Annotated in this window: 12 protein-coding genes; 8 read left to right on the top strand and 4 right to left on the bottom strand. The window is 42.0% G+C overall.

Annotated features, from left to right (window positions below; all coding sequences use genetic code 11):
• Positions 1–181: 181 nt before the first annotated feature.
• Positions 182–325 (bottom strand): hypothetical protein, encoded by a 144-nt coding sequence (locus ACRD69_RS17200; protein WP_430816359.1) that lies wholly within the window; start codon positions 323–325, stop codon positions 182–184.
• A gap of 99 nt (positions 326–424) precedes the next feature.
• On the opposite strand from ACRD69_RS17200, the gene ACRD69_RS17195 reads away from it, so the two are divergent.
• Positions 425–1108 (top strand): hypothetical protein, encoded by a 684-nt coding sequence (locus ACRD69_RS17195; protein WP_430816358.1) that lies wholly within the window; start codon positions 425–427, stop codon positions 1106–1108.
• 297 nt (positions 1109–1405) lie between these two features.
• On the opposite strand, the gene ACRD69_RS17190 is transcribed toward ACRD69_RS17195, so the two are convergent.
• Positions 1406–1768 (bottom strand): LytR/AlgR family response regulator transcription factor, encoded by a 363-nt coding sequence (locus ACRD69_RS17190; RefSeq protein ID WP_430816357.1) that lies wholly within the window; start codon positions 1766–1768, stop codon positions 1406–1408.
• A 71-nt stretch (positions 1769–1839) separates the two neighbouring features.
• Complete coding sequence (locus tag ACRD69_RS17185; protein WP_430816356.1) at positions 1840–2064, bottom strand: hypothetical protein; 225 nt, start codon at positions 2062–2064, stop codon at positions 1840–1842.
• A gap of 290 nt (positions 2065–2354) precedes the next feature.
• Between ACRD69_RS17185 and ACRD69_RS17180 the strand changes: the two genes are divergently transcribed.
• The gene (locus ACRD69_RS17180; RefSeq protein WP_430816355.1) at positions 2355–3965 is read left to right on the top strand and encodes a hypothetical protein; all 1611 of its coding nucleotides are present in this window, start codon (positions 2355–2357) and stop codon (positions 3963–3965) included.
• Positions 3966–4065: 100 nt separating this feature from the next.
• Here the strand turns inward: ACRD69_RS17180 and ACRD69_RS17175 are convergent, their stop codons facing one another.
• Positions 4066–4407, bottom strand: coding sequence for a hypothetical protein (locus ACRD69_RS17175; protein ID WP_430816354.1), 342 nt, complete (start codon positions 4405–4407; stop codon positions 4066–4068).
• Between the two features lie 705 nt (positions 4408–5112).
• On the opposite strand from ACRD69_RS17175, the gene ACRD69_RS17170 reads away from it, so the two are divergent.
• From ACRD69_RS17170 to ACRD69_RS17145, 6 genes are read left to right on the top strand one after another with little or no spacing between them, the layout of a single operon-like run.
• Positions 5113–5820 (top strand): ATP-binding protein, encoded by a 708-nt coding sequence (locus ACRD69_RS17170; RefSeq protein WP_430816353.1) that lies wholly within the window; start codon positions 5113–5115, stop codon positions 5818–5820.
• The gene (locus ACRD69_RS17165) at positions 5820–7037 is read left to right on the top strand and encodes a radical SAM/SPASM domain-containing protein (RefSeq protein WP_430816352.1); all 1218 of its coding nucleotides are present in this window, start codon (positions 5820–5822) and stop codon (positions 7035–7037) included. The genes ACRD69_RS17170 and ACRD69_RS17165 overlap by 1 nt, the downstream gene beginning before the upstream one ends.
• Before the next feature lie 14 nt (positions 7038–7051).
• Positions 7052–8611, top strand: a complete 1560-nt coding sequence (locus ACRD69_RS17160) for a polyprenyl synthetase family protein (RefSeq protein WP_430816351.1) — start codon at positions 7052–7054, stop codon at positions 8609–8611.
• A gap of 1 nt (position 8612) precedes the next feature.
• A complete protein-coding gene (locus ACRD69_RS17155) occupies positions 8613–9494 on the top strand; it encodes a prenyltransferase/squalene oxidase repeat-containing protein (protein ID WP_430816350.1) in 882 nt (293 codons plus the stop codon).
• A 10-nt stretch (positions 9495–9504) separates the two neighbouring features.
• A complete protein-coding gene (locus tag ACRD69_RS17150; protein ID WP_430816349.1) occupies positions 9505–11259 on the top strand; it encodes a prenyltransferase/squalene oxidase repeat-containing protein in 1755 nt (584 codons plus the stop codon).
• Positions 11256–12455: an outer membrane protein assembly factor BamB family protein gene (locus tag ACRD69_RS17145; protein ID WP_430816348.1), complete on the top strand. Its 1200-nt coding sequence runs from the start codon at positions 11256–11258 to the stop codon at positions 12453–12455. The genes ACRD69_RS17150 and ACRD69_RS17145 overlap by 4 nt, the downstream gene beginning before the upstream one ends.
• The last annotated feature ends 1 nt before the right edge of the window (position 12456 follow it).

Genomic DNA, 12456 nt, shown 5'->3' with positions numbered 1-12456 from the left:
AACTAAGTGCATTTGGGTAATATGGCATCTCAAATTCATTGACAAAGCCCACTGAGTAATTTGGTTTTTCAGGTCGTTATTTCTCAATGGATATTTTCAACGCCCCTACCAACTTTCAATGTTTAACTCAATACTATTTTTCCTTATGTATCATTTACTAAAAAGATGACATCTACCGTCTTCACATGCCGTTCATCCAAGTTCCACCCCGGAGGTAAAAAGGATTAAATAGGATGAAGCTTTTTGATGTGCTGCCACTTTTACCAATAGCATTCCCATTCATATCACCGGCAGAATCTTTCATCGTCACCAATAAACAGTTCATTTTTTTTAGTTCCTATGTCACCCCAAAGAGGAAAAATGACGTCTTGCATTCAGCAATCATTAAATAAAATGAATATCAACAACATATAAAACCAAGATCATGAAACAAAACCATTGGAATGCATTAATCGGATTATTTCTTTTTATTGGGCTATCTGCAATACTTAAGTTTTACTTTAAATCCTCAAATGCCCTTATTCTTTTTACAGCAGTAATGGGTCTGCTTGCAGGTCTTACAAGAATTATAGTGTTTGGTTATAGTAATCCACCGGTTTGGTTATACCGGATTCGCCATTTCTTTTTGGGGATTTTTAGCGGGACATTCATTGGCATTGTACTTTTCGGAATGGATTCCATTGAGGAAAACACCTTTATAATTCATGACTTATTAAAATACATTATAGTTGGTATAGCAATAGGCGGATTGTTTACCAGTTCTATGCTGATCAATAAATTCATCCGATTAAAAAGTCAAAAGGGCATCCTTCAGGCTAAAAGAACGCTATTAAAGGATTTTGCCCAACTGACAAGTCATAATGGGAAAAGCGTTTATGGACAACTAATTCTAACCAATGACCATTTAACGTTCATAGCAAAAAAAGAAACCTTTTTAGAGAAAGATATCAGAGCAATCAGTCCGGATATTAATAAGATGAAATTCACTGCAGTACCAAACGGTTTCAGAATTGAAGAAGATAACATTTTACTGAAAGTTCCCTTCCCCTATTATTGGCTAAAGATAATTGACAAAAGACAAAAGTTAATATGCTTACACGGTGGTTGATAACTCTATCCTGCATTTCATTGACGCATGAACTGTTTGTTAGTTTCTTTTGGGCAAATGAGTAAGCAAGAAGTGTACTATTAATAATTACCACAACATGGTATGCAGGCATACCAAGGCATGGTATGTATGCTTACCAAGGCATGGTCATTAAACCAGCAGTTTGTTCATGGTCATAAAGTGGTCGCATATGCCTGCAACAGAGATGAGAGATCGTAGACCGGGGATGAAAAAGAGAAGTGAGTATTGAGACGCCGGTCACAATGCGTTGTGCACTACTGAGAGCAATTCACTTGCTTACAATACAAGCTCCTTTATTAACTCTTTCAATGCCCTTTCACTGCAAGGCAGCTCTATTCCTTCGGCAAGCCGTATCATTTTATCGTTACGTGAAAACCCGCTTACATGAACCTTGTTGATCAAATAGCTTCGATGACTTCTTAAAAACTTTCCAGCACATAACTTCTTCTCAAATCTATTGAGTGGTTTGCTGGCAACAAGAACCTCGCCATTTAGCAAATGCACCTTACAATAGCTACGATCGGCCTGTAAATACAAGATATCTTTCGGCTCAACCAATCGATACTGCCCTTTGGCCAATAACAGGTCTAATTTCTTAAAGTAACAAACTTGGTTTCCTTGCTTACATTCTTTTATCACGACAGCTAATTTCAAATTAAAAAAGGTGAAGGTTAGGTTGGGTTAGGTTTGGTTAAAAGCCACTGTTCTTTTTACAAACCCAAGGTGCTTAGTATCCCAATCATACTAAATGGATCGCCTGTTGGGTCCAGAACAGGATCTTCTTCGTCATTCTGGGTTTCGTCATTCTGAGTTTGCGTAGTGCTTGTTGTTCCATCGTTTTTGTTTGATGTCTCTTCTGCATGAACTTGCAAACCTGCACTTACCAGCAAAAACATTAAGGCAATAAAAAGACGCCCTAAACGCAATGTCTTCATATGTGTGTTCATTAACAATTAAAATGAACCACAAAAGAATAGCTTGATCTATGGGAATATCCATAAGTACCGTGGCAAACAACGTGGCATTTACCATCTCACTCAATATCTGATCTTTACAGCTACAGCCCTAACTTAGCCATAAGTCCTTCTTTCGGTGAATCGCTGCTTGAGAATCCTGATTTATAAAACGAAAATTCAGGGTACAGCTATCTTTTTTCTTAGTTTTGTATGCTAATTCACAACAACTGGTATTAAGGAAATTTACAACAAGTTTGAGAGGCTGAAGGATGAGAATAGCATTTTGTATAGTACCACTATTATTTATTTATTCGTTTTTAGAGTTATCGGCACAAAATACCATCGCCGAAAAAATTTCTGATATAGAAAGACTGCTTTACTACTATCCCAAACAGGCTGAAAAGAAGCTTTTGAAACTCAACCAACATTTATCGCTTAATGAAAAAAGCCAATATAAGAATGATATTCAACTCCTTGAGGCTTTTCTATTTTACCAGCAAGGAGAGCCTGATTCAGCTCTTATCACCATACAACAAACCTTAAGCCGATTTATCACTGACAATAACATCGAAGGGCAGGCAAAATGTCATTTGATAATGGCTTGGGTATCTGAAGGGTTAGGCTATTGGGATCAGGCAATCATCAATTACTACAAATGCACTGATCTGTTAAACAACCAATCAAGTATTTATACCGGTATTGCCAATATTGGAGTTGCCAGGTGCAACCGTTATTCCAGGAGAGATTACACGAAAACATTAACTAAAGGCATTCAACAACTAAAGGAAAAAGGGAGTTACCCACATCAGCTTTTCGCTGATTTCTCCTATTGGTCAATCCTGCAGCCAAACCATTCTGAGACCATTGGTAAACTGGAAAACATAGCCAACAAATACCTTGAATTAAACCTTAATAACAAAGCTGCCAATTCGTACAGAGGCATTGCCTATATTCTAAAACAAAGAGGGCAGATCGATTCAGCTGAAGTATACGTCGACAAAGGCTTATCCATATTAAATGACAGCAGTTATCCCGGTATAAGTAAAATGCCGGTGCTATTACAATTCAAAGGGACCTTGCGCTATATGAAAAAAGATTATCACAATGCAGAGCAATACCTTTACCAATCAATAGCTGCCTATGATAAGTACAATATAGATGAAAGAAAGCACTACCCCTATTTGCTTCTTTGCAGGATTGACACAATCAATAACAATTATCAGCTCGCTTTTGAGCATTTAAGCAAAGCCACTAAATATCAAAACCGAGCCATTTCCAAACAAAAACAACGCTTAGCGCTGGTACTGGAAATATCAGCTGAAGTAGACAATTTAAAGGCTGACATTAAAGACCTGAAATGGCAACGCACCATTGTAACTCTAATTGCAATCATTGGTTTTCTTCTTTTTACTTTATTGGTTTATTACCTCATCAACCTGTATAAAAAACGTCAAAGAAGAATCCGCGCCAAAAACAGGGAGCTTCATAACCTTATTGTGGGTATGAACGAAAAAATCCTATTACAAAAACGCCTTGGGGTCAATACCGAAACAATACCTGCCGGTAACATCACTATACAAACATTATCCGATCATTTCGACATTTGCTACCATGAAACGTACCAGACACTACTTACTGATTACCCTCAACTTTCAAGAGCCGATAGTCGTTATGCCTTAATGTTTTCACTGGGGATGTCTACCGATGCCATCTGTCAGATTCAGAGCGTTCAGAAATCAACCGTACGCAAAGCAAAATTCAGGATCAGAGAAAAGCTTGACCTTGATGCAACAACTGACCTGGAGCAATTCTTTAAACCAGCCTTTGAAAAAAGCATGGCATTCTACCAGGATGCATCAGACAATGGAATACCATTCTAAAGCATAAAAAAATTCCTGTTCTGTCAATAAGCAGAACAGGAATACTATACATGATATAAGGTGTGGGAAACACTTTATCAGCTTACTCTTCCATAATTATCTATCCATCTTTCTTTACATTACAACCCTTAGGCGTATATGCCTCAGTGTGTACCGTCAACAGATCTTCTTCCTCAGCTTTCCGGCTATACTCATTAATATTAAAATGAGCATGAATATGCGTTGCTCCTTTCTTAATGGCATGCGATCTGTGAACAACATCTTGCACTCTCTCCTGTAATATACCCTCTCCTATATAGACAGCATCCCAACCAGTAGGTGTTCGTCTCGCAAAAATATAATTGCCTCTTGCACCAGCGGGAAATATTACATCCAAATCAAATATCTCAAATTCATATTGTTTACCATATGCTCCGGGCCAACTAATTATCTTCTTCTCCATGCCGGTACTTATTTCATTAAACTGAACCGTGAAAATACAAGTCAAAGACGGAGTATCATAAGTCAATTAACCGACATTTGAATGAGATTGACAAAATAACCTCCCAACAAAGAGGTATTATTTCCAAATCCTATAAATTCACTTCCGTTAACAGAAGGGTATGCCATGTCATGAAACGCCAGCAACAATCATCATGCAATTACCCAATAATTAGGTCACACATCCTGCTGCCACTCCAAGTCAGGTTTCAGCTTTCAGACAGATGGAATGACATAAATTCATCTTATGCAGTTACTCTTTAATACATCATAATTGATTAATTATTTCTTCGTTGTTAATCCAATTTTAATCGAATGAACATTAAACGAACATTGAACGAACATTGAACGAACATTGAAGGAACATTGAAGGAACATTGAAGGAACATCGAGCTAAATTAAAGCATGTTCAACATTAATTATACGACCCTGTATAAAACCTCATTACGCCAAAACCTTATAAGGTGTATTTGGTGAACATGTATTGCCGCATTTAGATACAAACCATATATTGAGTAAGATCAGCCTATGTTTTTGCCGAATTAAGGAGTTTTATATCTCAATTAAAATTCGTTTTAATTCATTATTTTTTCCCTTTTGTGTAGGCTTTGATCAACAACTTGGATTTTCCCTGTAATTTAATGGTTCAAATCCAAATTGATAGAAGATGCAATCTAAAGCTGTAACTATTTGCGCATGTACATCGCGTACATTTATGGATAAAAAAAAGGTGGTCAGTTTAGCTGCTACTTTAAGGAACAATGGCTACCAGGTTAATATCAAAGATGACCTATGCCGTCTCGTTGCCGACGATCCCGATCAAATTACAAAGGCCAAAGAAGGTACCATTATCGCCTGTCATACCAGGGTTGTTAATAATCACATGAACTGGCTGGGTATCACACCCGGTAACATTATTGAAGCCAGGAAGAATAGTACTGAAGAAATATTATCGGAATTCGGATTGGAGGAAGACACAAGTTCTCAAATGACCGATGACATAAATAAAGAAATAGAAGCCCTCCCCTTATCTAAAGATCAGGACGCCTGGTACCCCGTGCTCGACAAATCAAAATGCACCGAATGCGGCAAATGCCATGATTTCTGCTTGTTTGGTGTTTACACAGTCGTAAACAAACAAGTTAAAGTCACTAATCCACACAACTGCAAAAATAATTGTCCGGCATGCGCACGCATGTGCCCGAGTCAGGCTATTATATTTCCCAAATACGACAAATCACCAATTAACGGGGGTACAGAAATAGAGGAAGTATTCAGCGAAGAAGTCAAGGCTGAAATGTACCAGAAGCGTTTACAGTATCGCTTACAACAAAACAGGAATCGTTTTTCGATGCTTAAAAGAGATAAATCCTAATGACAGTAAGAGAATATACGGCCAATTTCAAAACCATGCTGCGTGTGCCAATGGAGGTATCGCCCCGGCTGGTCTGGAAAATCCTATACAATTTTGCCTGGCGTAACCTCAGTAACATGCGGCAATTTGAAAAGCGACAGGCAAAAGGAGAGCCTTTTTTTCCCGCCTTTGTGATGATTTCAGTAACAGAAAGCTGCAACCTTACATGCAGTGGTTGCTGGGTATCGGCAGGTGGTAAAAAATCACTTAGCAAAGAACAGTTGGACGGCATCATAACAGAAAGTAAAAAACGTGGCTCCTACTTCTTTGGTATCTTAGGTGGTGAACCCTTATTGTACAAAGGCTTGTTCGACATCATTGAGAAACATTCCGACTGCTATTTTCAGCTCTTTACCAATGGTATGCTCATCACCGATGAAGTTGCTACACGTATGAAAAAGCTTGGTAACATCACCCCGCTTATCAGTATAGAGGGTCTGAAAGAAGAAAGTGAAAAACGCAGGGGAAGTGATGATGTTTACGATCGATCACTTGCAGGTGTAAGGGCCTGTAAAAAAGCCAGGTTAATGTTTGGTGCCGCTGCCAGTATATGCAGGGACAATTACGATGATCTTGTCAATAGAAAATACATTGACTTACTGGCTAAGGAAGGCGTGCATTACCTGTGGTACTACATTTACCGTCCGGTTGGTGCAAATCCAAATCCTGACAACGCCCTTAACGAAGATCAGATTCTTGATCTGCGTAAATTCATAGTGAAACAACGCCGGGATGCCCCTCTTTTTCTTATCGACACCTACTGGGATGCCCAGGGTAAAGCACTTTGTCCGGCAGCCACAGGTATGAGCCACCATATTTCACCAGGTGGAGCAGTGGAATTTTGTCCCCCCATTCAAATGGCCCGGGATTTCATTAATGCAGACGGTAGTAATCTACGTACCTTATTCGAAGAATCAGAGTTTCTGGCAGGATTAAGACAGTTGACAGTTGACGGTTCCAGGGGATGCATCCTTTTGGAAGATCCTCACAAACTGGCAGCTTTTGTCGAACAAAATAAAGCACAGGATTCCTCATCACGACAAACGGTGCTGCAGGAGTACAGAAGCATGACACCGGTAGCCGGCCACGATTTGCAAGGCCGTGAAATACCTGAAGAGAATGTATTATATAAGATCATGAAGAAAAAATACTTCTTTGGTTTTGGCGCATATGGTTAAAAGAGCTAGGCAGAATGGAAAAGACGCGATTTAAATACGAAATTCCGGGCACGAAGGAAGAACGTCTGGTATTACGAAATGCCATCCGTACGTTTGTGAATAAGCAAAACCTGACACCGCCTGTTTCAATGGATCTGCTTTCAGACATGGCACTGCAGCTGATCAGCGAAAGACAACTTAATGAGGCAGCAAAAGGTTGGCTAATGGTGGAACTGCATAACGCCGTATGGTTCGATACGGTCGCTTCCATTCCGCATAACAAGCGCATCTTGCTACTTCCGAAATGCCTGAGCAATTCAACATCCTGCAAGGCAGACATTGATGAGCTTGGCCTGCTTTGCAACTTATGCTCGCAGTGTAACATTCCCGATCTGCAAACACGCGCCGAAGAATTGGGGATGATGAGTCTGGTGGCCGAAGGTTTTACATCAGTGGTTGGCCTGGTTGAAAGTGGTGTTGTCGATGCGGTGATTGGCGTCAGTTGCCTGGATTCACTGGAGAAAGCGTTTCCGCTGTTGATCAACAATGCCGTACCGGGATTAGCCATTCCCCTGAATGAAGAAGGGTGCAAGGACACTACGGTAGACGAAAACTACGTGAACCATATCATGGAAATGAAGTCAGAACAGACCGCCAGCCTGCTCAATTATGACCTTCTTAAGTCGACCATCAAAACCTGGTTTCAACCCGAAAACCTGAGTCAGGTTCTTTCGCCGCTTGATGACCAGACATCTGTTATTGCCCGGCAGTGGATGGGTGGTGACGGAAAACGCTGGCGTCCGTACCTGCTGGCAGCCACTTACATGGCCCTGAGCGGAAAAAACGAAATACCGGAAAAAGTAAAGCGTGCGGCCATCGCCATCGAGTGCTTTCACAAAGCCTCACTGGTGCATGATGATATAGAGGACGAAGACATGATACGCTATGGCAAGGAAACAGTCAATGCCACACATGGTGTTCCAATTGCCATTAATGTGGGTGACATGTACCTGGGTGAAGGTTATCGCCTCCTTGCTCAATGTGACCACATGGGCTTAATAAAGGTGGCCTCTGATGCACACATCGCCCTGTGCAAGGGACAAGGTATGGAATTGGAATGGAGTAAAGAACCACAGCCTTTAAGCATGGATTATATACTCGACATTTTTAAACACAAGACGGTGCCGGCCTTTGAAGTATCACTGTTAATAGGTTCGCTTTGTGTTGATGACCATGAAAAAACACGTCAGGTACTTAGCCGATACTCCAATGCATTGGGTATTGCCTACCAGCTAAAGGATGACATTGAGGATTTCGATACAGACGACCCTCTGGTCATCCGTCCTTCAGCGGTTATTGCTGCCATTTGCGAAGATACCAATGATGAACTGCTTGTACATTCCTTGCTGCACACCGAAGATCTGAAAGGTTTTCTAAGTTCAGCTGATCATGTACACCTGCTCGAACATGCCATTTCACGTGTTCAGGCAATGGTTGACAGCTATCGCAAAGAAGCACTGGCAGCCCTGAACGAGATAACAAATACAGAACTAAAACGTCTGCTCTTCAGAGTTACAGGGCGCATTTTAAAATAATATGCAGAGTATTTCAGCCAACATATTGGATACACTAAAGTCAGGCAAGGATCAACTTGGAAGTGAAGCCATTGATCACTTATCTGCATTCGTGCAATCTCAATTGCTGCAGGATCACTCATTCATGAATAAAAGCGGTGAATCAGACCTGTACTATACTTCGTTTGGCTGGATGTTATGCCTGGTGCTGGGAATTCATCTGGACACAGATAAAATGACAGGGTATCTGTCGTGCCAGCATGAACACGATCTGGATTTAATACACTATGCAGCCTTTAAAAGGTGTGAACTAATACTTTACATGCACAAAAAAGGTCGTGCATTAACCTGGTTGAAAACCCGAAGTAAACAACACGTAAAGGACCTGAATGATTTTAAGCAAGTGCCGCACCAGGACACCAGGGCCCCTTATACGCAGTTTATCTGGACTTCTTTATTGGAAGATACCGGCAATAAACTTACGGAGAAAAGCAAAATTGAAAAGGACCTGGAGCAATACCGCCATGAAACAGGAGGTTTCATGAATGTCTCAGATGGTCATACCGCTACAACCAATGCCACCACAGCGGCTTTAGCTGTATTAGGGCAGATAAGCCAGGTGAAGCAAGAGAAAGCAATCTCCTACCTCAATTCGATGCAGGATGCCACAGGCGGATATAAAGCTGCGCCTTCGGCACCAGTACCCGATTTGTTATCAACTGCCACCGCGCTGTTTGCATTAAAGTCCTGCAATGAAAAGCCCGACTACCCCGCACTTGAATTCATTGAAGCCCATTGGGCAGAATCCGGTGGTTTTATCGCCACCTTGCTGGATGAGAAAAGCGATGTGGAATATTGTTTTTACGGACTATTAGCCTTAGGCTCTGCCTTATCAATTAGTTAAAAAAGACAAGATGCAGGAAGAGAAAATACATACGATGATTGATTACCTGAGCGGAGAGCTGCTTGACAAACGCCCGGAAGACGGCAGTTTGTGGAGTGGTTACCTGTCGTCCAGTGCGATTTCGACATCGGTTGCTGTATTTGCTCTTTTTATGTCTGACAAGGATAAATACCAGTCACACATTGTAAATGGTGTGGCCTGGTTAAAAAAGACCATGCTTGAAGACGGCTCCTGGGGTGATAGTCCGGAGAGTCCCTCGAACATGACCGCCACACTGCTGACCTTTGCCACCTTAAGCGCTGTGGGTGAAATGCCCGATCAAACAAAAGCATTTCTGACCAATAATTTTGGTGGCATCAGTGATACCCATATTATCGAAGGTGTATTGAAGTATTACGGAAAAGACCTCACCTTTTCCGCCCCCATACTAGTTATGTGTGCACTGGCCGGAGTTATTTCTTCCTGGAAAAACATTCCGCAATTACCATTTGAGCTGTCGGTTCTGCCGCAGAAACTATTTCGCTTCCTACGTCTGCCGGTAGTGAGTTATGCCATACCGGCATTAATAGCCGTGGGCATTCTTCGCTATAAAAAAGGAAATAAAAACCTGCTGAGGGAACAATTTATACAAGGGTCCTTAAAAGTACTGAGCAGGCTTCAGCCGGAACATGGCGGCTTTTTGGAGGCAGCTCCACTGACCAGCTTTGTTTCCATGTGCATGTGTGGGGCCGGATACAGTGATCACAAAGCAGTGCAAAAAGGCATCGGCTTCCTGACCGACACTGTGCGTGAAGACGGCTCCTGGCCAATTGACACCAACCTGGCGGCCTGGGTCACTTCACTAAGCGTGAGGGCAATGGGTGAAAATATCCCCGACCCCTTACACCTCGCCAATGAAATTAAGCAGAACGCCTTTAAATATCAGCACCCCTTTACTGGTGCAAAAGAAGGTGGCTGGGGATGGACCAACCTGCCGGGCGCGGCACCCGATGCTGATGATACCTCCGGCGCCCTGGTAGCACTGCACGCTTTGTGCAATGGTGAGAGTAGTGCGGAGATTGAAAAAGGCCTTGAGTGGCTGCTATCCCTGCAAAATGCTGATGGCGGCATACCGACTTTCTGTAAGGGCTGGGGTAAGTTGCCCTTCGACCGGAGCAGTCCGGATATTACAGCACATGCCCTGTTGGCCTTTAGTTTGTGGCGTGATCACTTACCTGATGCGCTAAAAAGGAAATGTGACAATAGCGCCGCGCGGATGTTACGCTGGATGAAAAAGGAACAAAGTGCTGAGGGTTGCTGGTACCCGCTTTGGTTTGGCGACCAGGATGCTCAGGATGAACGCTCGCCGGTATATGGTACCGCATTATCTGTGGAATATCTTTCCGGCTATGACCATCCGCTTGCACAAGAAATGGTTGCTAAAGGGGCATCATTCCTTTTAAGTGCCCAAAATGCAGATGGTGGATGGGGCGGTGCCACGGGTGTGCGCTCAAAGGTCACACTCACTGCCAGGGCGTTAAGTGCCTTAAGCACAATAGACAATGTAGAAGAGAGCATACTGAATAATGCTTTCGACTTTCTATATTCAAAATATGAATCAAAGGATATTCTGAAACCGGAGCCAATAGGACTGTACTTTGCAAGGCTTTGGTATTCTGAAGACATGTACAATATCACCTTTGTTTTGAATGCATTGAATGCTTACAAGCAGAAATTATCACAGACAAAAATAATGGATTTAACTAACAAAAACTTACTCAGATGAGACATGGACTAATCGCATGCATGTTACTGATTGTATTTGGTTTGAATGCACAGGACAATATTCAGTGGCGCGGTAGCGACCGAACAGGTATCTATCAGGAAAAAGGATTACTAAAGGAATGGCCTGCCAACGGCCCTGAATTGAAATGGCACTTTGACGGACTGGGAGAAGGACATTCTTCAGTTGCCATTGATGACAATAAGATTTACCTGACCGGTATGATTGAAGAAACCGGTTATTTATATGTACTTGATCTGTCCGGAAAACTTTTAAATAAGGTAGAGTATGGCAAAGAATGGTCAAAGAACTATGTTGGACCACGCGGAACTGTTACAATCAATGAAGGCAGGCTGTATATTATGAGTGGTCTTGGAGAATTGTTCTGCTTCAAACAAAAAGACCTTAGCCTGATCTGGAAGAAGAATGTTTTGGATGAATATGAAGCTTCAAACATCACCTGGGGAATTAATGAAGCACCGCTGATCGTGGACGATATGGTGATAGCCACACCGGGTGGTGAAAAAAATAACCTGATTGCTTTAAACAAAAAAACCGGTAAAACAGTCTGGACCACTCCCGGCGAAGGCGACCTGTCGGCATATTGTTCACCTATGTACATTGAGGAACATGGAATTATCGTGACCATGACCGCTAACCATATCATTGGTGTTGATGCCAAATCAGGCGTGAAATTATGGTCATACGAGCAGACCAATCGTTGGTCGGTTCACGCTAACACACCAATATACAGCAACAACATGTTACTATGTACCAGTGGTTATGGTAAAGGTTCGGTGATGCTGAAACTGACTGCAGGTGGCAAGGCTGTAGAAAAGGTATGGTTCGCAGAAAAGTTAGACAATCGCATGGGCGCCATGGTTAAAATTGGTGATTATGCCTACGGATCAGGCGACAAAAACCGCTATTGGTATTGTGTGGACTGGAATACAGGAGAGATCAAATACGAAGCCAAAGGCATGGCCATGGGTAACATCATCTATAACGATGGCTTGCTTTATATGTACACCGATCGTGGTGAAATGGTGCTGGCCAGAGAAAATCCCGAAAAGCTGGATGTCATAAGCCGCTTCAATATCACCATGGGTACCGCTCAACACTGGGCTCACCCTGTTATTTATAATGGATTATTATACGTTCGTCATGGCGACACTTTAATGGCCTATAACCTTAAGTAAA

The sequence above is a fragment of the Carboxylicivirga agarovorans genome (assembly GCF_050589845.1).
Classification (GTDB): domain Bacteria; phylum Bacteroidota; class Bacteroidia; order Bacteroidales; family Marinilabiliaceae; genus Carboxylicivirga; species Carboxylicivirga agarovorans.
The sequence above is the reverse complement of the archived record's forward strand: the minus strand, read 5'-3'. Positions and strand labels throughout refer to the sequence as shown.

What these genes read in the sequence shown, in the direction of transcription:
- ACRD69_RS17145 (WP_430816348.1), top strand. Translation starts at nt 11,256, where the DNA reads ATGAGACATGGACTAATCGCATGCATGTTACTGATTGTATTTGGTTTG.
- ACRD69_RS17170 (WP_430816353.1), top strand. Translation starts at nt 5,113, where the DNA reads ATGCAATCTAAAGCTGTAACTATTTGCGCATGTACATCGCGTACATTT.
- ACRD69_RS17200 (WP_430816359.1), bottom strand. Translation starts at nt 325, where the DNA reads ATGAACTGTTTATTGGTGACGATGAAAGATTCTGCCGGTGATATGAAT.
- ACRD69_RS17195 (WP_430816358.1), top strand. Translation starts at nt 425, where the DNA reads ATGAAACAAAACCATTGGAATGCATTAATCGGATTATTTCTTTTTATT.
- ACRD69_RS17175 (WP_430816354.1), bottom strand. Translation starts at nt 4,407, where the DNA reads ATGGAGAAGAAGATAATTAGTTGGCCCGGAGCATATGGTAAACAATAT.
- ACRD69_RS17160 (WP_430816351.1), top strand. Translation starts at nt 7,052, where the DNA reads ATGGAAAAGACGCGATTTAAATACGAAATTCCGGGCACGAAGGAAGAA.
- ACRD69_RS17155 (WP_430816350.1), top strand. Translation starts at nt 8,613, where the DNA reads ATGCAGAGTATTTCAGCCAACATATTGGATACACTAAAGTCAGGCAAG.
- ACRD69_RS17165 (WP_430816352.1), top strand. Translation starts at nt 5,820, where the DNA reads ATGACAGTAAGAGAATATACGGCCAATTTCAAAACCATGCTGCGTGTG.
- ACRD69_RS17185 (WP_430816356.1), bottom strand. Translation starts at nt 2,064, where the DNA reads ATGAAGACATTGCGTTTAGGGCGTCTTTTTATTGCCTTAATGTTTTTG.
- ACRD69_RS17180 (WP_430816355.1), top strand. Translation starts at nt 2,355, where the DNA reads ATGAGAATAGCATTTTGTATAGTACCACTATTATTTATTTATTCGTTT.
- ACRD69_RS17150 (WP_430816349.1), top strand. Translation starts at nt 9,505, where the DNA reads ATGCAGGAAGAGAAAATACATACGATGATTGATTACCTGAGCGGAGAG.